Annotated in this window: 26 protein-coding genes, 1 tRNA gene and 1 pseudogene; 20 read left to right on the forward strand and 8 right to left on the reverse strand. The window is 38.9% G+C overall.

What is annotated here, in order from left to right:
* Positions 1–5: 5 nt before the first annotated feature.
* From BQ5903_RS00605 to BQ5903_RS00620, 4 genes are all read left to right on the forward strand, one after another.
* Positions 6–464 carry a CidA/LrgA family protein gene (locus BQ5903_RS00605; protein ID WP_035630965.1) on the forward strand — a complete coding sequence of 153 codons (459 nt, stop codon included), beginning with the start codon at positions 6–8 and terminating at the stop codon, positions 462–464.
* Positions 461–1186, forward strand: coding sequence for an antiholin-like protein LrgB (lrgB, locus tag BQ5903_RS00610; protein ID WP_010495424.1), 726 nt, complete (start codon positions 461–463; stop codon positions 1184–1186). Before BQ5903_RS00605 ends, lrgB begins: the two co-directional genes overlap by 4 nt.
* A 187-nt stretch (positions 1187–1373) precedes the next feature.
* Positions 1374–2342 carry an NAD(P)-dependent oxidoreductase gene (locus tag BQ5903_RS00615; protein WP_010495423.1) on the forward strand — a complete coding sequence of 323 codons (969 nt, stop codon included), beginning with the start codon at positions 1374–1376 and terminating at the stop codon, positions 2340–2342.
* A gap of 64 nt (positions 2343–2406) precedes the next feature.
* Positions 2407–2670 carry a hypothetical protein gene (locus BQ5903_RS00620; protein WP_010495422.1) on the forward strand — a complete coding sequence of 88 codons (264 nt, stop codon included), beginning with the start codon at positions 2407–2409 and terminating at the stop codon, positions 2668–2670.
* Between the two features lie 91 nt (positions 2671–2761).
* Here BQ5903_RS00620 and BQ5903_RS00625 read toward each other — a convergent pair whose 3' ends face one another.
* The gene (locus BQ5903_RS00625; protein WP_003561820.1) at positions 2762–3640 is read right to left on the reverse strand and encodes an IS982-like element ISLpl4 family transposase; all 879 of its coding nucleotides are present in this window, start codon (positions 3638–3640) and stop codon (positions 2762–2764) included.
* Between the two features lie 131 nt (positions 3641–3771).
* Here BQ5903_RS00625 and BQ5903_RS00630 point away from each other — a divergent pair.
* The 6 genes and pseudogenes from BQ5903_RS00630 (at position 3772) to epsC (ending at position 9503) form a co-directional block, all read left to right on the forward strand.
* Positions 3772–4784 (forward strand): annotated as a pseudogene (locus BQ5903_RS00630) (adenine deaminase C-terminal domain-containing protein).
* A 201-nt stretch (positions 4785–4985) separates the two neighbouring features.
* Positions 4986–5912, forward strand: coding sequence for a metal ABC transporter solute-binding protein (locus BQ5903_RS00640; RefSeq protein WP_035630963.1), 927 nt, complete (start codon positions 4986–4988; stop codon positions 5910–5912).
* 52 nt (positions 5913–5964) lie between these two features.
* Complete coding sequence (rpsN, locus tag BQ5903_RS00645; protein ID WP_056972047.1) at positions 5965–6234, forward strand: 30S ribosomal protein S14; 270 nt, start codon at positions 5965–5967, stop codon at positions 6232–6234.
* A 601-nt stretch (positions 6235–6835) separates the two neighbouring features.
* A complete protein-coding gene (locus BQ5903_RS00650) occupies positions 6836–7744 on the forward strand; it encodes a PLP-dependent cysteine synthase family protein (protein WP_010495410.1) in 909 nt (302 codons plus the stop codon).
* Between the two features lie 45 nt (positions 7745–7789).
* Positions 7790–8968, forward strand: a complete 1179-nt coding sequence (locus BQ5903_RS00655; RefSeq protein ID WP_010495408.1) for a trans-sulfuration enzyme family protein — start codon at positions 7790–7792, stop codon at positions 8966–8968.
* Positions 8940–9503 carry a serine O-acetyltransferase EpsC gene (epsC, locus tag BQ5903_RS00660; protein WP_010495407.1) on the forward strand — a complete coding sequence of 188 codons (564 nt, stop codon included), beginning with the start codon at positions 8940–8942 and terminating at the stop codon, positions 9501–9503. Before BQ5903_RS00655 ends, epsC begins: the two co-directional genes overlap by 29 nt.
* 185 nt (positions 9504–9688) lie before the next feature.
* On the opposite strand, the gene BQ5903_RS00665 is transcribed toward epsC, so the two are convergent.
* From BQ5903_RS00665 to BQ5903_RS00675, 3 genes are all read right to left on the reverse strand, one after another.
* Positions 9689–10201, reverse strand: a complete 513-nt coding sequence (locus tag BQ5903_RS00665; protein WP_079578379.1) for an acyl-CoA thioesterase — start codon at positions 10199–10201, stop codon at positions 9689–9691.
* 108 nt (positions 10202–10309) lie between these two features.
* Entirely contained in the window at positions 10310–10759 is a 450-nt protein-coding gene (locus BQ5903_RS00670) for a threonine/serine exporter family protein (protein ID WP_079578381.1), read from the reverse strand.
* A 15-nt stretch (positions 10760–10774) separates the two neighbouring features.
* Entirely contained in the window at positions 10775–11518 is a 744-nt protein-coding gene (locus BQ5903_RS00675) for a threonine/serine exporter family protein (protein ID WP_010495400.1), read from the reverse strand.
* A gap of 291 nt (positions 11519–11809) precedes the next feature.
* Here BQ5903_RS00675 and BQ5903_RS00680 point away from each other — a divergent pair, with 291 nt between their 5' ends.
* Positions 11810–13045, forward strand: coding sequence for a NupC/NupG family nucleoside CNT transporter (locus tag BQ5903_RS00680; RefSeq protein ID WP_079578384.1), 1236 nt, complete (start codon positions 11810–11812; stop codon positions 13043–13045).
* 6 nt (positions 13046–13051) lie between these two features.
* Complete coding sequence (locus BQ5903_RS00685) at positions 13052–14329, forward strand: NCS2 family permease (RefSeq protein ID WP_079578386.1); 1278 nt, start codon at positions 13052–13054, stop codon at positions 14327–14329.
* Positions 14330–14497: 168 nt separating this feature from the next.
* On the opposite strand, the gene BQ5903_RS00690 is transcribed toward BQ5903_RS00685, so the two are convergent.
* Positions 14498–14878: an EAL domain-containing protein gene (locus tag BQ5903_RS00690; RefSeq protein ID WP_231920881.1), complete on the reverse strand. Its 381-nt coding sequence runs from the start codon at positions 14876–14878 to the stop codon at positions 14498–14500.
* 32 nt (positions 14879–14910) lie between these two features.
* A complete protein-coding gene (locus tag BQ5903_RS00695) occupies positions 14911–15156 on the reverse strand; it encodes a hypothetical protein (protein ID WP_079578391.1) in 246 nt (81 codons plus the stop codon).
* Positions 15157–15338: 182 nt separating this feature from the next.
* Between BQ5903_RS00695 and BQ5903_RS00700 the strand changes: the two genes are divergently transcribed.
* On the forward strand, positions 15339–16715 hold the full coding sequence (locus BQ5903_RS00700; protein WP_172823813.1) for an FAD-dependent oxidoreductase: 1377 nt from the start codon (positions 15339–15341) through the stop codon (positions 16713–16715).
* Positions 16716–17174: 459 nt separating this feature from the next.
* Positions 17175–17897 carry a GGDEF domain-containing protein gene (locus BQ5903_RS00705; protein WP_231920882.1) on the forward strand — a complete coding sequence of 241 codons (723 nt, stop codon included), beginning with the start codon at positions 17175–17177 and terminating at the stop codon, positions 17895–17897.
* Between the two features lie 147 nt (positions 17898–18044).
* On the opposite strand, the gene BQ5903_RS00710 is transcribed toward BQ5903_RS00705, so the two are convergent.
* Positions 18045–19256 carry an IS256 family transposase gene (locus tag BQ5903_RS00710; RefSeq protein WP_079579637.1) on the reverse strand — a complete coding sequence of 404 codons (1212 nt, stop codon included), beginning with the start codon at positions 19254–19256 and terminating at the stop codon, positions 18045–18047.
* An 84-nt stretch (positions 19257–19340) separates the two neighbouring features.
* Here BQ5903_RS00710 and BQ5903_RS00715 point away from each other — a divergent pair, with 84 nt between their 5' ends.
* The 3 genes from BQ5903_RS00715 to BQ5903_RS00725 all read left to right on the forward strand — a co-directional run bounded on the left by BQ5903_RS00715 (position 19341) and on the right by BQ5903_RS00725 (position 23023).
* The gene (locus tag BQ5903_RS00715; protein ID WP_154021995.1) at positions 19341–20459 is read left to right on the forward strand and encodes an IS4 family transposase; all 1119 of its coding nucleotides are present in this window, start codon (positions 19341–19343) and stop codon (positions 20457–20459) included.
* Complete coding sequence (locus BQ5903_RS00720) at positions 20450–20719, forward strand: hypothetical protein (RefSeq protein WP_154021996.1); 270 nt, start codon at positions 20450–20452, stop codon at positions 20717–20719. The genes BQ5903_RS00715 and BQ5903_RS00720 overlap by 10 nt, the downstream gene beginning before the upstream one ends.
* Before the next feature lie 660 nt (positions 20720–21379).
* A complete protein-coding gene (locus BQ5903_RS00725; protein WP_029605027.1) occupies positions 21380–23023 on the forward strand; it encodes a peptide ABC transporter substrate-binding protein in 1644 nt (547 codons plus the stop codon).
* A gap of 73 nt (positions 23024–23096) precedes the next feature.
* Here the strand turns inward: BQ5903_RS00725 and yaaA are convergent, their stop codons facing one another.
* Positions 23097–23834: a peroxide stress protein YaaA gene (yaaA, locus tag BQ5903_RS00730; protein ID WP_010495370.1), complete on the reverse strand. Its 738-nt coding sequence runs from the start codon at positions 23832–23834 to the stop codon at positions 23097–23099.
* 196 nt (positions 23835–24030) lie between these two features.
* Here yaaA and BQ5903_RS00735 point away from each other — a divergent pair, with 196 nt between their 5' ends.
* The 3 genes from BQ5903_RS00735 (at position 24031) to BQ5903_RS00745 (ending at position 24900) form a co-directional block, all read left to right on the forward strand.
* A complete protein-coding gene (locus BQ5903_RS00735; protein ID WP_154021997.1) occupies positions 24031–24195 on the forward strand; it encodes a hypothetical protein in 165 nt (54 codons plus the stop codon).
* 120 nt (positions 24196–24315) lie between these two features.
* The gene (locus tag BQ5903_RS00740) at positions 24316–24714 is read left to right on the forward strand and encodes a VOC family protein (protein ID WP_010495368.1); all 399 of its coding nucleotides are present in this window, start codon (positions 24316–24318) and stop codon (positions 24712–24714) included.
* A gap of 114 nt (positions 24715–24828) precedes the next feature.
* Positions 24829–24900 (forward strand) — tRNA-Asn (locus tag BQ5903_RS00745).
* The last annotated feature ends 97 nt before the right edge of the window (positions 24901–24997 follow it).

Genomic DNA, 24997 nt, shown 5'->3' on the forward strand with positions numbered 1-24997 from the left:
AGGACATGAAAACCATGAAGAAAGAACAAGAAACAAAATCAGCACCAGTTTTATTTCAAATGATGATCTATGCAGCAATCTTATTTGTATCACAGATGATCTCATCTGTGATGCCGGCCTCATTTCCATTGCCAACACCAGTTATCGGACTAGTATTGCTGTACACGTTGCTGACAGCACATATTATCAAAATAGAATGGGTAGATTCATTTGGCAGCGCAATGATCTCAATGATCGGCTTCTTATTTGTTCCTTCTGGTATTTCATTAGCCGCTAACTTGGATATTATGAAGTCTCAAGGTGTGCAGTTAGTATTAGTTATCTTATTATCAACGATCATTTTGTTGGTAGTGACGGCTTATACAGCACGGGCACTTGGTTGGGCCAAACAAAAAGTTAGTGAACATAAATCAAGCGCAGCACGGCAGGTTTCACAAAGTGCAGTAGGAGGGGAAAAACAATGAGTTATCTATCAAATCCGCTTTTTGGTGTTTTCTTATCCTTAGCTGTATTTATGATAGGACAATGGTTTTTTAAGAAGTCAAACGGCTTTTTCTTATTCCAACCGCTGTTTGTTGCCATGGTCCTAGGGATCGCTATCCTTGTTGTTTTGGGTAAGTCTTTTGACGTTAGTACAGCCCAGGTTTATGCGAAAACCTATAAGCCAGGCGGAGACATTATCTTTTGGTTCTTAACACCAGCTACAATTGCTTTTGCAGTGCCTTTATATAAACGCAATGATGTTGTGAAAAAAAACTGGGGGATCATTTTGTCCAGTCTGGTGATCGGAACTATCGTTTCATTGTTCGCTATTACGATCGTTGCTAAATCATTTGGTTTAGATGAGATCGGTGTTGCTTCAATGCTCAGCCAATCAGCTACAACTGCAATCGCCTTGCCCTTAACAAGTGCGATTGGTGGGAACGCATCGGTTACAGCGATGGCATGTATTTTAAATGCTGTGATCATTTATGCGTTGGGTAATAAGTTAGTCAAGTGGTTCAAGTTAAAGGAAGATCCAGTTGGGGCCGGCCTGGGCCTCGGGACTGCCGGACATACGATCGGTTCAGCTTTTGCTTTGGAAATGGGCTCAGTTGAAGGTGCAATGGCTGCAGTTGCAGTAGTTGTGATCGGTTTAGTCGATAACTTGGTTGTGCCAGTTTTTGCCCATTTAATGGGAATCTAAAAATTAAAATGAGAGGCCATCTGTTCATTGTGAGAGCAGGTGGCTTTTTTGGTGGCTAAAAGAGGAATGGCTTTCTATAGTTGTTTGACTGAAATGTAATATTTAATAGGAGTGTGACTATTTGTTTGTGATTTAAATTGAACCGCTTACGTTTTTGGTTTAAATTAGACTATAAGGGGTGGATAAAATGGATGTTTTTATAGCTGATAAGATACCAGAAGAAGCATTACAGATCTTGAAAAAAAGCGGACTAACATTTGAAATGTACCAAGGGGAAGAACTGATCGATAAAAAAACTTTAATGGATAAAGTTAGTGATGTTAAATATTTGATCACACCTTTATCGACTCAAGTCGACAAAGAGGTGATCGATGCAGCACCTGAACTTAAACTGATCGCTAATTTTGGAGCGGGTACTAACAATATCGACCTTGAATATGCCGCTGCCAAGGAAATACCAGTCACCAATACGCCTTATGTTTCAGCAGTTTCGACCGCAGAAGTTACGGTTGCTTTGATACTAGCCTTAAAACATCGGGTCGTTGAAGGCGACTCATTGATGAGAACGACAGGATTCAACGGCTGGGCCCCGTTATTTTTCTTGGGACACCAGCTTGCTGGTAAAACTGTAGGTATTATCGGTTTAGGCCAAATTGGCAGGGAAGTAGCTCGAAGACTGCACGCATTTGATATTCAGATCTTGTACACACAACGCAAGCAGGCTCCAGTTGATGTGGAAACTGAGCTGGGCGCAAAATATGTCTCTAAAGATGAGCTTTTAAAGTCAGCTGACATTGTCACGCTGCATATCCCAGCAACCAAGGACACTTTCCATTACTTAGGTGAGCGTGAATTCAAATTGATGAAGAATTCTGCCGTTTTGGTAAATGCTGCTCGTGGGCAAGTCATTGATGAAAAATTATTACCTGAAATGTTGGCCGAAAAAGAAATTGCCGGAGCTGCTTTAGATGTCTATGAAAAAGAACCTGCAGTTAGCGATGAATTAAAACACCTGTCTAACGTAATTTTGACACCGCATGTTGGTAACGCCACGGTCGAAGCCAGAGATGCTATGGCGCAAATAGTAGCGCAAAATGTCAGTTTAGTTGCCCAAGGACAAAGTGCTAAATATATTGTGAATGCAGTCAAAAAATAATTTACATTTTAAGTACCGTTAGTCAGTGACTTGCGGTATTTTTTAAATCAGGGGAGGCGTCACGATGAGCAATTATGCTGAGATCGGTCATTTAGCAGGTTATCGTTTATATACAGATCCTCAAACGTTGACTGTCATGCGGGTTTTTGATGACGAAAGTCAAGCCCAAAAGTATGTCTTACAGACTGCACAATTTATGGAATTGTTAGATAACGTGGAAGAATACACGCGGCAGCAAAGAAATGTCAAAACTAAGGAAGAAGATTACCGGTTATTGGCAAAGCAAAGAGGAATTGAGCATGATCTGGCAGTCTGGTCTGGTAAATAAGTCTGTGGTTGTGGGCACTTATCATATGCCAGGTATAAAGTTGCTTATTGCAAGGCAACGTGTTTTAATTAGAATTAATACACGCGTGGTGCTAGTTCGTCACAAAATTAAAAAATCCTAAATTATAGACTAAAATTGCCAGTTCAATTTTTAGTTGAAAGCCAAAGGCACTCCGCGTTAAGTTAGTTTCAATTCCAAAATCACTAACTAAGGTAGAAAAACGCGATTCAATTGTGCGACGTAACGCCTTGAGCGCGCGCTTATTATGTTCCTTGGCCCCCTTCATATTCGAACGGTATGGTGTCCATAACGTGTAGCCTAATTGCTTAAATTCAGCGCCAAGTCGCTTGCCTACATAACCGACATCGGCCAAAACAATTGGACAAGGACAATCATCAATCAAGCTAACGGCAACTTTTGTATCATGGACCGAAGCGGCAGTCACCACATAATTCAGAATGTAGCCATCAGTGGTTACTAGCATGTGGGTTTTAAACCCATAGAACGACATTTGCTTAGTGGCATTGTAGCCAATATTAGCTTGCCCAGCAAAAATACGTGCTCTAAATTTACGTACTGGTTCACACAATGGATTCGGCAAACTATCAATGATTGCGATCTGTCCAGGTTGGGCTGCTTCACGCGTCAAACCAGTACGGATCGCATTGACCACGGGTAATAATTGTAGTGCGCGACGGTTGAACCGTGACCGACTAATGGTGATTTTTTGCGGCATAAAGGCGGTCATCAAGCGCCAAAAACGGCGTTGTGATTGGATACCAAGCGTTGTTTGTAAACACAGTAGCGCCAACAATCGACAGTCATCGATTTTAACGTGCGCCACATTACGCCGTTGCGTCACACAACGTGGGCAATAGCGCTGGTAAAGCGACTGGCACAGCTGATAAAAATAATGATAGTTACCTTGTAATTCGTGACGAATTTGTTTAAACTTAGGATGGTTCAACATCGTTAGGACTCCTTTTAAGTTTAGTCACTTATGAGTCTAACTGTGTTGGACTTTTTTGTTAATTTTTTTGTACTATTACAAACTAGCACCACGCGTGTACTGGTATGTATTTAGATGCTAGAGAATCGTCCATGGCCAAAAATATTGATGCCATTTGGGACGGGATCAAAGATCTACCATGGCGTGATCGTTTGGCACTATGTACAGATGACCGGGAAGCTGCTGATCTATTAAAAGATGGGCATATGGATCATGTGGTTAAACGAATTATTCAAAATGGGATGCCTGCGACCGAAGCCATTCGGGCAAGTTCCTTGCATGCAGCTCAAGAAGTCGGTGTTACTAATTTAGGTGCAATTGCTCCCGGATATGTAGCGGATTTCTTGTTAGTTCGTGATCTGCAAAATTTTGAGCCGGAGCAAGTCTATTTCGAAGGAAAACTAGTTGCAAAAAATGGGAAAATGGTCGTACAGATCGAACCGAAAGAGTTTGAAATTGAAAAAAGAAATACAGTGAACGTTTTACCTCTAGATTTAAAAGATTTTCAATTAAGGGCTCCTAATGGACAGCAAAATGGTAAAGTTAAAGTCAATGTTCCAGTCTACGTTGACTATAATGATTCCATGACACGTTTACAAGTGGAAGAGCATGAGGTAAAAGATGGTATTGTAGATATTGGTGATGATCCCGACTTGGCTTATGTTATCACTGTTAATCGGTATGGAAAAGCAAACAAATCAGTGGGGTTGATTCGCCATTTTGGAGAGGTAAATGGAGCAATAGGAAGTACGATCGCACATGATCACCATAATATGATGATCGTCTATCGTTATCCTAAAGCAGCACAAAGAGTGTATGAGGCCCTTGTCAATGCGGCGGCGGGATTAGTTGTTCAAGTGAAGATAAGCTGCTCCAGACATTAGAATTGCCGGTATTTGGATTAATGAGTAATGAAGATTGTTTTGAAACAGCCAAAAAGGGTAAAGTGATGGAAGAGACGGTAAAAAGTATTGGTTTGGATACTTTGAAGCCCCTATTACGTATCGTGACATTGGGCTTAACGGTGATGCCTGAGTTTAAATATAGTGATTTAGGCCTAGTGGATGTATTAGAAACTAAATTGACCCCGATTTTTTCGAAATAGCCAACAAATAAGATAAATTAAAATGCAGCTTAGAAATGTGATGTTAATTTCTAAGCTGTATTTTAGCTTGTTCTAGTTTTTTGAGCTATCTGGATAAAATAATTTGCGAAAAAAAGAAATGTTTTTATCCAAACTGATTTGTATTAATTAAAAGCATATGATATTATCTTTAAAGAGTAATAATTACTATTTAACTAGGAGATGGAGAAATTGAGTAAATTCAAACAGATCAGAAATTGGGGACTTGCATTTTTACTAGTCATACTGGTGTTTGTGGGGGCTGGTTGTTCTAGTAATTCTGCTAAGAAAGATTCAGGCAAGATCAAAATCACAGCAACCACTGATTTTTACGGTGAAGTTGCTAAGGCGGTAGTTGGAAAGAAAGGAGAAGTAACATCGGTGATCAACAAACCTAACGTCGATCCCCACGACTATGATCCAACTCCTAAAATAGCTAAGGAAGTTGCTGGTTCACAAATAGTGATCGCCAATGGTATCGGCTATGATAGCTGGATGAATAATCTCGTTAAGAATAATGATAGTAAGGCCACATACCTTAAAGTTGGCGAAAACGTAATGAATAAAAAGACTGGTGATAATCCTCATTTGTGGTATGACCCGAATACTATGCCGAAGTTAGCTAATAGAATTGCCAAAGAATTGGGAGAAAAGCAGCCAAAGAACAAGAAGTATTTCCAAAAAAATGCACAAAAGTATATTAGTTCGTTACAATCTGTGGATAATAAAATAGCAAACTTGAAGAAAGTTGCTGCTAAGACAGAAAATAAAAATGTTTATGTGTCTGAGCCGGTTTTTGACTATGCGATAAACTCAATGGGCTTTAAAGTTGGTGATCAGAAATTTGAAAATTCTGTTGAAAAAGGTACAGATCCTTCTCCCCAGACAATTAGCGACATGCAAAAGAACATCAAAGAGCATAAGATCGCATTTTTTGTGTATAACTCACAAGTTAGTGACAAGACTGTGAATAATTTTGTTTCTTTAGCTAAGGAAAATGACGTACCTGTTCTTAAGGTGACTGAAACTTTGCCTGCTGGAAAAAATTATAAACAATGGATGTCAGGACAATATAACAGTTTGTTGAAGATTTTAGATCAAGAAAAATAAGTGAGAGATAAAGTAAATCAAAAGCTGAATAGGAGATAAAGTAGGAATTTTTTTGGCGAGAAAGTCAAAAATAGCCAAGGCAAAAAAGCAAGCAGAGTTAATTAAAAAATATGCTTCATTGAGACAAGAACTAAAAAAAGCTGGAAATTATCAAGCTTTAGCTAAGCTGCCACGAGATTCAAGCCCCACTAGAGCAAGAAATCGTGATATGATCGATGGTCGCTCACGCGGCTACTTGCGGAAATTTGGAATGTCACGTTTAAGGTTTCGTGACTTGGCTCATCAAGGAAAAATACCAGGTGTAAAAAAAGCAAGTTGGTAACCTGCTACAAAACAAATCGTTGACATTGAACTTTTTATTCTGTATATTTGAGTCAATCAATTCGGAGGTGTCACTATGATGCAATTTATGCTTAATGCAAATACTTGTTGTTGTCGGACAGAGCGTTTTTGGCGATGTTCGACCTGTTTGCATTAACATTTTTTGAGGAATAATGACCTTAAAGTGTTCAATGTCCACATGGGTTGGAGTTGAACTAAGGACGCAAGAATTCTGTTTATTCAGGATCTGGCGTCCTTTTTTTGTAGCCGAAAATTGATTTTTTAATATTTAAGTTTCGCTGCGTAAGTGAGTTGTTGCCATACTTGCAAGGCCGGTTACCATAGTTGAGCATCGTGAGACAAGAAATTTTTGTTTATCCAACTTAGAAAGCACAGCGCAAAAGACATGACGCAATGTCTAAGTCCGATATGCTCATCTCATGAATGTCTCACTGCACTTTGTAGTCGGGTTGCACAATGCAGAAGCCTGTACTTAACCAACTTCGTCAACAAGTCGAAAGGCACGACTTGTCAAAGTCAGTTAATGCTCGGCTTCTAACCGAATTGCTCCACCCTGTGTTAATTTTGAGGAGGTAAAAGTTATGATTATTCAGTCTGTTTCACAATTGATCGGTAATACACCACTGATCGATCTACAAGTAAATGTGCCTAAAAATAGTCACATTTATGCTAAGTTGGAAATGTTTAATCCTGGCGGAAGTGTCAAAGACCGCCTAGGACAGTATATGCTGCAAGATGGTATCGACAAGGGAAAAATTAATCAGAAAACTACTATTATCGAACCCACTGCTGGTAATACGGGGATCGGACTTGCCTTGGCTGCTTCTCAGTATCATTTGAAAACGATCTTGGTAATTCCAGAAAAATTTAGTTTTGAAAAACAGCAGTTGATGAAAGCTTTGGGGGCTAAACTTGTTCATACACCAAGTGAAGACGGAATCAAGGGCGCGATAAGAAAAGCGCGAAAGCTTGCACAAGAAACGCCCAATAGCTACGTTCCGATGCAATTTGAAAATCCAGCTAATCCGGCAACTTATTATCATACTCTGGGTCCAGAAATAGTTTACGAATTAAAACAGCCGATCACTGCTTTCGTTGCTGGTGCTGGCAGCGGAGGGACCTTTGCTGGGGTGGCAAAGTACTTGCAGGAAAAAGATGCTGATACTAAGACGATCGTAGTTGAACCTGAAGGATCGATTTTAAATGGCGGTCCTGCTCACTCACACCGCATAGAAGGGATCGGAGTCGAATTTGTTCCTCCATTTTTTGCTGACTTGCAGATCGACCAGACCATAACTGTTTCTGATGAAGATGCATTTGCTGAAGTTAGACGAATGGCCCAAGAACAAGGCTTTTTTATTGGAAGTTCAAGCGGAGCGGCAATTGCTGCAAGCCTAAAAGTTGCCGAATCTTTACCTGAAAATAGTACGATCGTGACTATCTTTCCTGATAGCAGCGAACGCTATATGAGTGAAAATATATACGATTAAAAAATTATTTTAAAAATAGTTTAAAGAAAAAGAGGTAGGATGATCATGGAATTTGAAACAAAATTATTACATGCAGGTGTTAGTGAAGATAAATATACTGGAGCAACTTCGATCCCAATTTATATGGCATCAACATTCCATCAAAAGAAAATTGGTGAGACTGAGTATGAGTATTCACGTACTGGTAATCCGACACGAGAAGCCGTTGAAAAGTTAATTGCTGATTTGGAAGGGGGAGTCGCTGGTTTTGCTTTTTCTTCAGGTTCAGCGGCAATCAACACAGTCTTTTCAATGTTTTCAGCAGGAGACCATTTTGTAGTAGGAAATGATGTGTACGGTGGGACATTCCGCCTACTTGATACTGTGCTAAAGAGGCTGGGCCTGACTTTTACGGTTGTCGATACTCGTGATTTAACTGCTGTCGAAAATGCTATCCAAGAAAATACTAAAGCTATTTACTTGGAAACACCAACCAATCCTTTATTGCACGTGACTGATATTGCTGAGCTTGCCAGGATCTCTCAAGCTCATGGGGTTTTGGGTATTATTGATAACACATTTGCTTCTCCATACATTCAGCGTCCATTAGAGCAAGGTATTGATATCGTGATCCACAGCGCTTCAAAATATTTGGGCGGACACAGCGATGTTATTGCTGGACTGATAGTAACGAAAGATCAAAAATTAGCTGATCAGGTCGGCTATTTGCAAAACTCGATCGGCAGCATTTTGGCGCCACAAGAAAGCTGGCTGTTACAGCGGGGAATGAAGACTTTAGGATTACGAATGCGAGCTCATTTAGCAAACACTGAGAAGGTTTTTGAATATCTGTCAAAACAACCATTAGTTAGCAAGATTTATTATCCGGGTGATCCTAATAATCCGGATCATGAAGTGGCACGCAAACAAATGAATGGTTTTGGGGCCATGATCTCATTTGAATTACAGTCTGGCCTAGATCCTCAAAAATTTGTCGAAGGATTACATTTAATTACTTTAGCAGAAAGTTTAGGAGCGCTTGAGTCGTTGATCGAGATCCCGGCTTTGATGACACATGGTGCTATTCCACGAGAAACTCGTTTGAAAAATGGAATTAAAGATGAATTGATCCGCTTATCTGTTGGTGTTGAAGATGAGAAGGATTTGCTTTGGGACCTTGAACAGGGCTTTGCTAACTTGAAGGGGAGACATGATCATGTTAGAAACGGCGCGTTCAATTCTTAGAAGAGATCCAGCAGCACACAGTTTGCTAGAGGTCTTGCTGACTTATCCTGGTTTACATGCACTTTTTTGGTACCGGATAGCTCATTATTTGAGCAAACATAAACTGTACGTTTTGGCGGGCTTGGTCAGTAGCCATGGTGCACGTCAGACAGGGATCTTGATCGCACCAGCTGCTCAGATCGGAAAGAGAGTTTTTATTGACCATGGCGTAGGAGTAGTGGTCGGTGAAACTGCAGTGATCGAAGATGATGTTACGCTCCTGCATGGCGTTACCTTGGGATCCAGACATGAATCTGATGGACAAAAACGTCACCCGCATATTAAACAAGGTGCTTTTATCGGAGCAAATGCACAGATCCTAGGACCAATAGTAATTGGAGAAGAGAGTAAGGTGGGCGCAGGGGCAGTTGTCTTAAAAAATGTCCCAGCAAGAACTACAGTCGTTGGCTCACCGGCGCATATAGTTACTCAGCACAAAAGCAAAGTGATCCAGGTTTCTTTTAGTGAGAATCAGCAGGAATTTAAAGAATTATGAAGAAAAAATAGACAAATAACAGCTAAAACTTAAAAAAGAAAACCAATCAGAGCGTACTGAACTCCAAAATATAATAAGTCTGCATTTTTGTGCGCACCCAAACAAAAACTACACCAAAACGAGTCAGGTCATCATCTCGTTTCGGTGTAGTTTTGTATTTAAGTATTTTCATCAAGTGCTGATTTTCAGTTCAGGTCCCAGGGATAATCCGAACTGAGTGAGCTATTAAATTCTTTTTGTGTTCTTAAACTGCTTATTCTGTTTTCTTGGCGTTTTTCATAACCAGCATTGATCATTTTTTCTTCTGCCGTTTCTGGAATGATTTTTCTTAAGGAAACACTTTTATCGGTCACTACAAAGGTTAAAAATGATGTGAGCCCAATATAACGTTCGCCAGTTTGCAAATGTTCTCCAATGATTTTTGCAAAGACTTCGATCGAACGTTTGCCGCAACCGCTAACGTATGTTTCAATGCAGAAAGAATCTTGTAAACCGAACGGAGCAATAAAGTTTGTTTGGTCCATCGAGGCTGTAACACTGACACTTTTTGCCAGTCTGGAAGCTGAAATCGAAGCTGTTCCGTCCAGCATTTCTAACAAACGGCCGCCATAAACCGTTTCATGTTCATTTAAATCGCCAGCTAACACCCTGTGACTAGTTACAGCAAGCGTTTGGCGACAGGTCATTGGTTCAGACATAAAAATCTCCCCCTAAATAATTTCGTTTAGATATTGGATAAATATAAACTCAGTATAGCTGAACATCACATCACGGTGAACGCTTTCTTTCTGAGCTGACAGTCAAATTTAGGATACACTATTTTTTTTCTTTTTATTTACTAGATCAACGATCATTTGGGCAGTGACATAACCTAGCGCGATCGCACCGGCAACCATTGCGACATGGGTCGTTTTTGAGATAGCAAGGACCGTTTCCCCATTGATAAATGCTGATAAAGCTTGATAACCGCTGGCTCCTGGAACAAGAGGAACTAGTCCAGAGCTAAACATCGTTGAAGGCATGGCCTTTTTAAAAGAAAAGATGATCCCGAGCAAGCCCACTAGCAAAGCCGCCAAATAGTTGCCTAGTATTGAACCGTAGCCGAATTTAAATATGAACCAATATAAGATCCAGCCAACCATACCAATTAAACTGGAGATATTTAATGCCTTTTTTGGCAAGTTAATAAACAGACCAAATGTAAATGTTCCTAAGTAGCTAAAAGTTGCCTGGATAAAAAAATGATAAAACGTCATAAGGCTACCCCTTTATTACATATAACGTAAGACTAGTCCAACACCGAAAGCAATCGCACTTAAAATGATCAGCGATTCCATTAATCTTTCGATCCCGGACAGTAAATTTCCCTCGAAAATATCACGCATAGAATTAATTATTGGGATCCCCGGTAAGGGTGGCATGACAGCACCGATGATAATATTTTGCACATTGATCCCGAGATGAAGACGAACCCCGATCACAGCGCATAAGCCAACCGTGAGTGCTCCCAGAAATTCGCTCATGAAGCGGATCCGAACTCGGGTACCGACATAATATGTGACTAAGTAGCCTAATGCTCCTGCAAAAAAGGCGAGTGGAAAATCTTCCCAATTATAAGTCTGGGTAAAAATGAACATAAAAAAGGCACCTTCAAAGCCGGCACCGATCGTTTGCAACCAGAGTGGGTATTGCGGCTTTGAGTCGTTTATTTGGAGTAATTTTTCTTCTAATTCATCTAAAGTTAGTTTATTTTCTGTGTATTGGCGGGACAATGCATTGACTGAATTAATATTATTCATATTGATCCCACGTTTTTCAACTTGCATGAAACGCGTGTAAGGAGTGTCCTTTAAGTTGACTAATAAACCAGTTAAGCTGGTAAAGGCTTCGGTTTTATTTTCTGAAGCATGGTCGACGATTCGCTTGGTAGTATCTTCGACACGCCACATTTCAGACCCAGCTTCAACTAGGATCTTGCCAGCTAACACTCCGACATCTATTGCTTTATTTTCCATTATCCCACTTCTCCCAGTTAATTATTGGTCATTAAAAAGTCTTTTTAATGAAACATTATAATTATACGCCAAGATCATTTATTACACAGTCCCTTATACCTATTTTTAATAGTATACATTAGAGAAACCTGAAAAGTACATGACAAACGTTCGGATTTTATTTACATTAATTAGCCAACTCGTTATACTAAGGATTAGTTATTTTTATTTTTTTGGCAAAGTCTGAAACCATTTTAACAGGGATGATGGCGGGCTTAGGCACATATGCTTCGTAAAGAAAGAGGGATTTTTTTGTATTTAGCTATAAATATTATTGGTTTAGCAATTTTTCTATTGCTTGGTTGGCTTCTTTCCAAGGACAAATCTCAGATCAACTGGAAAGAAGTTATTATCATGGTTATCTTTAACCTAGTATTGGCATGGTTCTTGACGAGTTTTTCTATCGGGAGAACTATTGTTGATGTCGCGGCTGCTGGTTTTAATGAGTTGGTCGACGTGGCATATACTGGTATTGCTTTTGCATTGCCAAGTATGGTCCACGTTAAACAAATGGATTGGTTTGTCCAGGTTTTACTACCAATTTTGATGATCGTTCCTTTGTTTGACATTTTAACTTACATCGGCGTTTTACCTTGGATCATCAAGTGGTTGGGTCGTGGATTGTCCAAATTAACAGGACAACCTCGTTTTGAATCCTTCTTTGCTATTGAAATGATGTTCTTAGGGAACACAGAAGCATTAGCCGTTTCTTCGCTACAGTTGAAACAAATGAATGCCAAGCGTAACTTAACGATCGCTATGATGTCAATGAGTTGTGTGACGGCTTCGATCGTGGGTTCCTATACGCAAATGATGCCAGCTGAATTTATTTTGACAGCTATCCCGATCAATGTGATCAATGCTTTGATCGTTACTTCGATGCTCAATCCAGTTGTTGTACCTAAAGAAGATGATCAGATCGCTACGATGGGTGGTTCTGCTGCAGCTGAAGTCGGTGAAGCAGATGAATCCGGTAAAAAAGAACCATTCTTCTCATTTCTGGGTGACTCAATTCTTGGCGCTGGCCGTTTGGTTTTGATCATTGCTGCTAATGTTATTGCCTTTGTCGCTTTAGCCGCTTTGATCGATAAAGTGTTGGGCTGGATCACACCATGGTTGTCATTGGAACACATTTTAGGGATCGTAATGTTCCCATTTGCATGGTTGATGGGTCTACCAGTGAACGATGCCTTCCAGTTTGCACAGTATATGGGTGAAAAATTAGTTACAAACGAATTTGTTGTTATGGGTAAGGTTACTAAGACGATCGCTACTGCAGCCTTTTCTGACCATTACCGTGCTGTCTTGACTGTCTTTGTCACCTCATTTGCCAACTTCTCAACAATTGGTATGATCATCGGGGCCTTCAAAGGATTGGTCGATAAAGAAAAGAATGATGTGATCGCAGCTAATGTTGGTTATATGCTGATCTCCGGTATTTTGGTTTCATTGCTATCTGCTGCAATGGTCGGGATCTTTGTCTGGTAGTTTAGGATGAAAAAGCAACACAGTTTTAATAGCAACATCAATTTACAAACAGAACTTATTGCAGGGGTGACGAGCTTTTTTGCGATCTCCTATATCATCGTAGTAAATCCTCTCATCTTGAAAGACGCCGGGATCCCTGCTTCCTTAAGCGTTTTTGCGACAATTTTTTCTTCAGCACTTGGATGTTTGCTGATGTATTTTATTGCAGACGCACCAATTATCATTACGCCAGGAATGGGAGTTAATGCTTTTTTCACCTATACTCTTGTCCAGTCTATGGGATTTACTTGGCAACAGGCTTTGGCAGTTTGCGCCGTTAGTGGTCTGGTATATCTGCTTATTGCTTTTACTCCGCTGAGTAAGGTTTTCGCAAGTGCGATCCCTGCTAGTTTAAAGCATGGGATCACAGCGGGGATCGGTATGTTTCTAGTCGTTCTTGGTTTGGAGAAGGCGCAACTGATCCGTTCTGGCGGGAAGCGATCATTACTTGCATTAGGAGATTTAAGCAGTCTGCCTGTTTTATTAGCACTATTTTGTCTTGCCTTGACTTTGATGTTATACCTGCGAAAAGTACCTGGGGGCTTTGTGATCGGGATCGTTGTCACAAGTGTACTGGCATTTTTAGTACATTTGGATTCAAGATCAGGCAGCAATACCAGTTTATCGTTACTCGGTTCATACGGGAAACTTTTGTTTCAAGGTGATTTTGGAGGAATATTCACTGTTAAATTTTTAGCAGCCGTCTTCTCTATGACGATGATCTTAGTTTTCGAGTCGATGGGGTTGTTGCAAGGATTGCTTGGAGATTCACCTAATTTTCAAAGAGCTTATCAAGCTAGTGCCATAGCAGCTTTTTGTTCCAGTTTTATGGGTACGAGCCCAACAGTTGCTGCTGCAGAAAGTGCATCTGGCATCGAAAGCGGCGGTAGAACGGGGGTCACTTCTTTAACTGCTGGGATCATGTTTTTGATCTCGTTATTTTTGATTCCCTTGTTGAGTTATGTCCCTGATGCCGCGATCGCACCAGTGATCATAATTACGGGGGCGTTGATGATGGAGCAAATTGGGCAGATCGACCTAACTGATTTTTCGGAATGGTTTCCAGCATTTTTGATTGTTGTTTTGATACCATTAACCGGCTCGATTTCAAGTGGACTGGCATTTGGATTTATTGCATATCCTTTTGCAAAGTTTGCTGCTGGCCGGAAAAGCGGTGTTTCACGAACAATGCTTGTGCTCTCAGTGCTATTTTTATTACAATTGATCAGCTCAGTTTTACTATAGTTTTATTGAATTTTTAATAATATAAAAACTGCTCAAGTATGAAATTTGAGCAGTTTTTATGTGTTAATTTTATCGAAAAATTATGCTTGTATTTATGAAAATTTGTGCGTATAATATCCTCGATTATGTACATGGCATGTTTATTATTAGAAACTTGGGAAATCGTTGTTATTCAAACAACCGCGGTTTTCCATAATGGTAACCTTGGCGATATGAAATTTCTAAATTATCTAGAAATTGATCGTCAGCCTCATTTTCGACGCCTTCGACTACTAAACTAATATTATTAGTATCTGCAATTTTTTTCCAAGTGGCAAGTTCTGTAATTATTTGTTCTTGCCGACCTTCAGCGCGGAAGTTTTGCAAGGGAAATTTTAATCCAAAAATGTAAGGTAAAAATCCCTGAATATTTTCTAGGGTATTGATCCCTGTACCAACATCATCCAGGGTGATCAAGGCTCCATGCTGCCGGTAAAAATTAAACTGCTGGATGATCTGTTCAAATGAATAGTTTGTTTGAACCGGTTCTTCTATTATTTCGATCGCCAAGGTGACTGGGGAGATCTCTTTTTGGGTTTTTATCAAATTTGAGCAAATTCATTATCTAAAAACTGTTCCCAAGTTAAGTTAAAATACACAAAACCAATTTTGCGTGAAAGCTTCTGTGCGACAGTGACAAGCAGCTCTGATTGAACTTGCTTAGGGATTGCCGAAAAACACTGAGGCAATTGCCAGTGACCGTTAACATATTCTCTGATCAGCATTTCGTAGCCAACTAGAGAGCCCTTGTACTTATTAAAAATTGGTTGAATAAAGTAACGATACATAATGTCCCGATCTCCTTTCACCTGAAATTTTCGTAGCTTTAATAAAAGTCAGCAAATTAAAAGTTTTAGTGCTAATTTGCATTAATATCACAAAATACCATTATATAATCTTTTTAAGGGATAAATCCACTAAAAAATTATTCAATAAATTATAAATGGTTATCACCAATAAGGAGGCTCATATGAAAATTGTTATTATCGGAGGATCACATGCTGGGATGATGGCCGCTGATGAAATTTTGCGGTGTGACCCAGATAATGAGGTCGAAATTTATGATCGAAATAAAGTCTCCTCATTCGCGGCAGAAGATATTTCTGCTTATATCAGGGGGGACGTTGATTTTTTGACAGATCTGCATTTTGATACAGAAATGGTCAAAAACAGTCAAAGAGTCAGAATTTTTCAGGCACATAGCGTGGTTGGACTAGATACTAAGTTTCATCAGCTGACTATCGTTAATAAAAAAACTAGTCAGACTTTTGTCCGCAGCTATGATAAATTGATCATTGCTAGTGGTGCAACTAATAGGTTACCACTTATTCCCGGTGTAGAAAATGAAAATGTCTTGGTGGCGCGGAGTTATAGACAAGTTGAAGTTTTAAAAGAGAAGATGAATAGCAATCACAAAATAACTGTGATAGGAGCTGGTCGTGCAGGACTTGAATTTGCATTGGCTGCGCGCAAGATAAATAAAGATGTTCAAATTTTTGATAAAGATGAATCGCTAGCCATTCATTACGTGGGAGAAAAAGTATCTGGGTGGTTACAAGAACAAATGAAAGAAAACGGAATTTCAGTTCGAACTCAGATCAATGTTGAAGAATTTCAGCAGCAAAAAGACGGTCAGTTGGTAATTAAGACTGATCAAGAAAATCTTACGACCAATATAGCTATACTAGCATTTGGGTTTGTACCAAATACAGTTTTTGTCCAAAACGAATTGGAGACAAGTCTGGATGGGTTAATTTGTGTGAATAAATATTTGGAAACGTCTGCTCCAGATGTTTATGCGATCGGCGACTGCGTTTCGGTCAAATTCGGAAACGAGAAAAAAGTGTTAAGGACTCGTTTGGCTACTAGAGCATTGCGGCAAGCTTTTGTTGCTGTGCATAATATTTTTGGACAGAAATTAAGTTTTGTTCCTATGCAAAAAACCAGTGGTTTAGGTGTCTTTGATAAATGGTTTGCTCAAACAGGAATGACACTTGAAAACGCTTTGAAGAATGAATTTACTGCTAACTTAGTCTCCTATGAAGGACCGTGGATTCAAGAATATGGAGAAATAAGTTCACGCGTGGTTGTTCATTTAACTTATGATATACCTTCACGAAAATTATTGGGTGTGCAAATTATGTGTAATCGAAATGTTTCTCAGTATGTAAGTATCGTTGCAGTTATGATACAAAATGAGAATACTATTGATGATCTTGCTCAAGCAGATATTTTATATGAACAAGGAAATGGTATGCCCCTAAACTTTTTAAATTTTGTGGCCCAACGAGCAGTGCGTTTTGAAGAAAAGCAAGGCAGGGGTCATCCGCGAATTACTATAGAGTAGGGGAAATTGAAAAATGTTTTTTGTGTATAATTGCTTTGGCGCTTGTATAGTAAGAAAGCTAAACCTGTGGTAGTGAAAAGTATAGTTGAATTTATTTTGGGCTTGTTTTTTTTGATTGGTATTTTGGCAACTTATCATGTTTCAGAATATATGGTTGCTGAAGTTATTTGGCCGAAAAAGTTCAGGAGATTTCACATTGATTTTGTGCAAGTATATACGACTTTGTACTTTTTAGTCTTTTTTTTGGCATTTTTAGTTATCAGACTTAACATTCCTGCTATCTTAGAGTAGGATAATTTGCAACTGTTGATTTTATTTTTCTTTTTGTTTTATTCAAAGGAGAAAAAGGTTTACTGACGGCTGACAGTACCGGTCCTGTTTGTTTTATTTGGTGAACTTGCATTGTTTGGAGAGAAATATTGGCAGTGGGCCGTGATTTTTTGTTCAAGTTCATTGCTTATGGTGGTCATTACATATTTGGACCGCCAGAAAAGCTATTTTCTAATGTGGCTAAGCTCAGTAAGTGTCGGTGTCTTCTTTTGGAGCTTGGAGTTATTAGCAGCTTCAGTTAGTTTTTCCAAATTTATCTACGGGCTGACCTTGTATATTGCGTTGTCCTCCTTTCTTTTTGTTATTATAGTTTTTGAATCACATTATAGAAATCAGGTCATTGAAAATAAACGATTTGCGATGTTTGATGAAATGACAGCCAAGAAAAATTATCGTTCGTTTGTGAAGGAGTTTGGACAAAGCTTGCAATTGGCTGGCGAACAGCAAAAACCTATTGCGTTTATTATGTTAGATATCGATCATTTTAAACTGATCAACGACACATATGGTCATTTGAGCGGCAATCAGGTTCTGAAATTCGTTGCGGTGGATTTAATCAATAATACTTATGATTTTGATTCTCAAGCTGATGTTTACCGTTTGGGAGGAGAAGAATTCGGCATTTTTTTGACTAACACGAACCTTGCAGAAACTCAAAAATTTGCACAGAAATGTCGGTATAGTTTAAGTCAATTAGCTGTCCCTATTGATAATGGCATGTTGCATTTAACGGCTTCTTTTGGCTGCGATATTTCCCGAACGGGTGATGATTTTAATACTTTTTATCAGCGAGTGGATCAGTATTTGTATCAAGCCAAAAATAATGGTGGGAACAAGGTCAATAATTTTTAAAATGACGAGATTATTAAAACAGACAGCTAAAGAGTAAAATAGCACGGCTGCTATATGCTTACTGAGGACAACAAGGTCAAGGTAAAGGGGAGTGTCAAGAAGTTTGTGTAAAAAGGGATTGCCCTTTCTCCATAAAATTAAATCTTTTCAGTCGAAAAGTGATTCTAATGTATCCTTAACTTGTCCGAATCCACGATGAATTCGATTAAAGTTCTTTTCGTTGTAACTAATTACTTGCACTCCAATGAAATTGTCTAATGATTTTTCATTGGGAAACTGTTCTTTTGCTTTAGTCTTGCGTTTAATCTTTTTATTTAGCGATTCTATAATATTTGTTGAATAAATGGTTGGGCGTATTGCGGCTGGAAAAGCCAAAAAAGCTAATAATTCCTTTTCAATTGACCTAATGTGACTAATCAGATTTGTGTATTGCTTTTCCCAAGTACTATAAAAATCGGCAAGCATTTTATGAGCTTCAGTTTTATTAGTTACCGAATGAAGCTGTTTGAAATCATTTAAAATGACCTCACGGTCTTTTAAACGGACATGTGTACTAATATTACGCATAACATGAACTAAACATCTTTGAAATTTTGCTTTAGGAAAAGCATGTAACAGCGCTGGTTGAAGTCCGACCATTCCGTCCGCAATAATTAATTGAACCTGTTTAAGCCCTCGCTGCTTAAGATCTGCTGCCATTTCCGACCAGACTTCAGCATTTTCACTGGGTGCAATGCGATAATCAAGAACTTCCTTAATTCCAGTGGGTGTAATTCCTAAGGCAATATAAACCGCTTCTCTTTGAACTGTGTCACGACGCAAAGGTAAATAAGTTGCATCTAAGAATAAGCAAACATAGTTTGCTTTAATGGTTCGTTGATGAAAAGCTTCAATCTGCTCAGTTACTTGAGCAGTAATGTTAGAAACAGTTGTAGCTGAATAATAAGAACCATACATTTTCTCAATCAAATCAGCGATTTCACGAGTGGTAACACCTTTAGAGTAAAGTTGAATAATTGTAGTTTCTAAAGCATCTTGACGACGAGAATAAGCTGGAAGTAAATGATTATGAAACTTGCCTTGTCGGTCACGCGGCACAGCAATTTTCAACTTACCATATTCGGAATCAATTAACCGAAAGTATTGACCATTCCGATAATTGTTAGCCTTAAAACCATTACGTTCATAAGGATCATAACCGAGTAACGAAGTTAACTCAGCTTGTAAGATTTGATTAATAGCTTTTTCAAGTTGTTGGCGAAAAAGTTCTTTAACATCGCCATTTGATAATAGAGTTTTGGTTAAATCTTTGGTAACTAAAGGTTGAAAGTTAAAGAATACTTGTGCTGCTTGTTGTATCACGGGTTTTTGTTAATAAAATAGACACAAATTACTCTGCGTCCTATAATTGAGTCGTCAAAAACTAATAAAGGAGAGTAATTTATGTCCACTTCCAGTATACAACAATCAACTCAAAATAAAACCACTTTAATGGCACGTTTTCACAAATTCTTGCAGGTGATCGATTTCGCCCAGGTATTACGTCAGTCCAATGCCTATCGTGTCCGTGGGATCAAACTGACCAAACTTGTCAGCTGGATCTTACTGACTTTGTTCCAACGTTTGACCTTGAACCGATCCGCAACTCCGACTGCTTTTTCGAAGAAAACGGTCCGCAACTTTTTAAATGACCGCCATATCAACTGGCAGCGGCTGGTCAGCTTGGCCGGACGGAACCAGATCGCGGAACTCAGTCCTTTTATCGACTTACGCCGAAAAGCGGCCTTGATCATTGATGACACTTTATTCAAACGAGCTCATTCAAAAAAGACTGAACTATTGGCGAATGTTTATGATCATGCTGCACCGCAAGGACAGCCGCGCTATGTCAAGGGTTTTCGCGGCTTGACGATCGGTTGGAGTGACGGCAATACTTTCCTGCCCCTGAATTTCGCTTTGATGTCATCAGACAAAGCTAAGAATCGGATCGGCCGTGAACCACAAACAACTGATCAGCGGACCTTAGCGGCCCAACGTTATGCTCAGGCTAAACGGCACATGAATGAAGTCGCCGTTGAATTAGTAGCTCAAGTTCTAAAAACCGGGGTCAAGGCCAGCTATGTCCTCTTTGACAGTTGGTACGCCTATCCCAAAGCTTTCAAGCAATTTCAAGAATTAGGTCTCGCTGCTGTTGGTCGGTTAAAAAACACTTCAAAAACTTATTTTAAATATCGCGGGCGCCGTTACAGTGTTCCAATGCTGTTTCAACGCTTTAAAGGTTCAAAATATCGGATCCATGATAACTATCTCTACAGTACGGTCGTTGAGACCGATAACGAGGACCACCTGCGCTTAAAAATAGTCTTTATCCAAAATCGCACGGACAAGGGACACTACATTGCTTTGGCAACTTCTAAACTTAGTCTGACACCGGAAGCGGTCATTCAATTATATGCCCGGAGATGGCAGATCGAGTGTGGTTTCAAGACTTTAAAACAATACCTGCAGTATGACCAGACCCAAACGCAAAGTTATGATGGCTTGTGCGCCATGTGGCGCTGACATTTTTAGCTTACGATCTGTTGGCTATGATCCAGCGACAGGAGAACGATCCGAAAACCTTAGGCGGCATTTTCTATGCGGCCAATCAGTTTCTCGCGGACATCCCACTTTTACAAGCTGTAAAACAGTTGCTTTTTGCTTTAGCAGAACATTGTGAAAAAACCGCTGATTTTTTTATCACGGGATTATGCAGTCGATTTATCAATTCTTTACCCAATGATCTGCAAGAAATCTTTCACAGCAACGAACTGGTCAGTTGACTAATTAAAGACATTTATAGCTTGAGCTGACAGGCAAAGGCACTAAAAATTAACTTTCAACCTTTAGTTTGGTAAACTGTTCCATGGGAAATCCCTCCGTTTTGGTTTGGTTTGACGATTTAATCATACGGGGAAGGGATTCCCTTTTCAATAGGATTTTATTTATTTACACAAACTATTTTATACTCTCAGGTAAAGAGCGTTAATTTTGAAAGCAGCTGTTTTTTACTTGACTTTACCTAATTCTTTGCTTATATTTAATTTATCTACTAACGGGGGGTAATCATTGTGGCAAGTCAATTCGTCAATACTAAAATGTGCTGTTGCTGTACGTCGCGTCTGATGCGATGTTCAGTTTGTTAAGTATTGACTTTTACGATTGTTGCAATGAAAGAGTTCATACTAAACAAGTGATAATGAACAAAGCCCAGACGCGAGACTTCTTAAATGAATGATCGCGTCTTTTTTTTTATATTAAACTTGGAAATGTCGTTAATGTTTTTGAAGGTAAGCAAGGGAACTTTGAAAACAGAATATGACCCTTTATTGTGATGAGAGTATAGCTGTAATCGTTTTTTTAGATAATTTGTTTAGTTTAATCCCGACAAGATTCGTTTCATGGGGCTTGTCGCTATGCTGTTATTGTGGGAGGAAATTAAAATGAAAAAGATACATAAGATATTATTGACTATTTTTACCGCTTTGCTGGTGGTTGTTATTGCCGGATGCGGTAATAAAAAATCAAATAGTAACGAGAGTAACAAGAAGCAATTAAATCTTAGTGCCACGGCACCTTTAGACACGATCGATATTTCGAAATCGACTGGATATGGGCAGACAGGCAACGTGTTTGAGAGCTTTTATCGTTTGGGTAAAAAGGGCCAGGTCAATGCAGGCTTAGCTAAAAGCAGTTTAGTTTCAGGCGATGGTTTGACTTGGACTTTTAAATTACGTGATGCTAAGTGGAGTAATGGTGACAAGATCACTGCTCAAGACTTCGTTTATTCTTGGCGGCGGACACTCGATCCAAAAACTAAATCACCATATTCATATTTGTTTAGCGGGATCAAGAATGCCGATCAGATCATCGATGGGAAAGCTAAACCTGATAGTATCGGGATCTCAGCACCTAATGATAAAACAGTTGTGATCAAGTTAGACAAACCGATTGCTTACTTTAAGGTTTTGATGGCCTATCCTTTGTTTGGACCGCAAAACGAAAAAGTCGTTGACAAGTATGGCAAAAAGTACGGGACTAAATCACAGTACATGGTTTATTCAGGACCATTTAAGATCAAGAACTGGTCAGGTACCGGCAACAAATGGCAATTTGCTAAGAATGATAACTATTGGGATCATAAAGTTGTTAAATTAGCTCAAATCAACTATACGGTGGTTTCTAATCCAACTACTGGACAGGAATTATATCAACAAAACAAACTTGACCTGACACCATTGACAAGTCAACAGGTGAAAAACTTTAAAAGCGATAAAGAATTCAAGCAGTATCCTTATTCATATGTAACATATATCAAGTATAACTTTGCTGACCAGGATGCAGCTAAACGCAAGGCTATGGATAACAAGAACATTAGATTGGCAATGTCGTTGGCGATCGATCGCGATGTTTTAACTAAGAAGATCTTAGGTGACGGCTCAGAACCACCAAAAGGCTTTGTAGCTTCTGATTTAGCTAAAGACCCTCAGACAGGAAAAGATTTTGCTGACCAGCAGTATGTTAAAGATACTGTTGATACCAATACTAAGCTGGCTCAAGAATATTGGCAAAAAGGGTTGAAAGAGATCGGGCAAAAAGACCTGAAATTGACCTTATTGGCAAGCAACGATGATGCTAACGGCAAGGTTATTTCTGAATATTTACAATCGCGTTACCATAAGATCTTACCAGGGCTTGATATCGATATTCGTGATATCCCTGGTCATAGTGCAACCCAACGTGCCGACGATGGCGACTTTGACTTGTATTTGTCCGGTTGGGGCGGAGACTTCAGTGATCCGATCACATTCTTGCAAACAGTTAAGAGCAATACGTCATATAACCAAGGAAAATATTCTAATAAGGAGTATGACGAACTGGTCGACCGTGCTCAAGACCAAGATGCCAACGATGAAAATAAGCGCTGGGATGATTTAGTCAAAGCCACACAGATCTTAAACGCTGAACAAGGGATGACACCCGTTTATCAACAAGTAACAGCTTATTTACAGAAATCTGATGTTAAGGGTATTATCCATAATACTGCTGGAACACAGTGGAGCTATAAGTATGCGTACAAGGATTAAGAACTGATAATTAAAAAGCGAGAGCAAAAATTCCTTCAGAGACTAGGTGTGATCCCAGTTTCTGGAGGAATTTTTAATGGACAAAGATCAGTCTTTGTTTGTTAGAACGTTTTTCATCAAATGAATAAGTAGGAGATTGAAAGTTCTTGATTTCTTCCAAGGTAGTAATTTCATTTTCAGCCATAAAATGTACCATTTCGCCCCGCGCGATCTTCGCAGGGGTTGCTCGTGTTCGTAATTTACCATCAATTAAGTGTGCAAAAACTATTTCTACAAACTGATCATCTGGTCGCAAGTAAGGAGTGATCGCTTTAGAATATTCTTTTGAGGCCAAATTGATGATCGGACCGTCAGTATTTAGGGTAGAATATAACTTATCTCCCCAAAACGTATAAAGGTCTTTATTATTGTTGACTGAAAGTCGAGGTCCCATTTCCAAACGGTAAGGAACAATTCCGTCAAAAGGTTTTAGAATGCCGTAAAAACCAGAGAGGATCCGCAGTGTCTTTTGCAAATAATTCAGGGCAGGCTGAGTTAGAACGTCTGGCGCCATGTATTGGTATTGAATTCCTGAATAACTTAGTATGGCAGGTGTTAATGGCTGTTTAAGATTTATTTCTTGAAGTTGGTGGTAATTTTTTTGGGTTAGTTTAGTGCTGGTTTTCCATAATTGTTGAGCTTTTGAATAAGAGAGCTGCTGCATTTTTTGTAAAATCATTGCAGTTTGCTCTAGAAAAGCAGGCTCTCCACTGGGAGAAAAGCTATCCTGATCGATTACCATTTTCTTCGCGGGTGAAATAATGATTTGCATAAGCACATTCCTTTGTTTAGCAGAGTTTGGTAGTTCTGCATTTGTTATAGTGATATTTCTTGCTGGTTCACATTAATAATAAACCAAACCGATATTATCGCAAAGGCGTTTTGTTCAAAGAAAGTCTGAATTCTGATAAAATTAGGTACTAATAAGAAAAAAGCAAAACTTCCATATTTGTAAAGAAGGTGTTATTTTGAGTAAATTGAAACTCAATACAAAACAAGTTAAAGCAAGCTTTAAAGAACTCAATGATAACTTTAAGATAACCCCGTACCAATTTGCTAAAATTACTGGTATTCCGCAAACTTTTATCGATAAAACTCCTAATTCAAAATTTGATCGAGCTAGATTTGGATGATCCGCATTGTGTTTATAGTTTGTTCTTGAATAATTTGTTAGATCCTAATTATAGAAAGAAAATAATGTTGAGCTAGTTCTAGAAAAAGAAAGCTAACTTTTACATTTAATGGAGGGAACCATGAATCACACAGGAATAATAAGTCATATTGAAATTTACGTTAGCAATTTAGAAAGAACTCGTTTGTTTTGGGAAAGATTGCTTGTACAAGATCTGGGCTATAAAGTTTATCAAGAGTGGAGATCAGGTGTTAGTTATATACTGGATAAAACTTATATCGTTTTTGTTCAGTCTTCAAAGGTTGATCCTAAGTATGATCGGACAAAAACTGGGTTAAATCACCTGGCTTTTATGGTAACGACAAATAAACAAGTTGATGAAATACGTTCACAACTGCTGGCTGCTAAATATAAAGAATTATATGCGGATCGTTATCCCCATGCTGGGGGAAGTGATAGTTATGCTTTATATTTTGAAGATCCAGATCGTATCAAGGTTGAGGTAGTCAGTGATGAATAAAAAGTGGTATCTTTACTTTGAGTTAAGTAGTTTACGAAAACTATGGCTAATGCATCTATTTCCACATTGATCTCTTTTTGTGTTAGTATGTATCTCATCTAGTGGTAGGGTTATTGCTCAGTAGTTCAGTGGTAGAATAATTGACTGTTAATCAAGAGGTCGCTGGTTCGAATCCAGCCTGAGCAGTTACAAATTTAAGTGAATTATTTTTAGCTGCTCTTTAATTGTATTGAAGTTAAGGAGTAGTTTGAGAGCGCTTTATATGATATTATTTAAGGAGGAA

The organism is Ligilactobacillus acidipiscis, assembly GCF_900116935.1.
Taxonomy (GTDB): Bacteria; Bacillota; Bacilli; order Lactobacillales; family Lactobacillaceae; genus Ligilactobacillus; species Ligilactobacillus acidipiscis.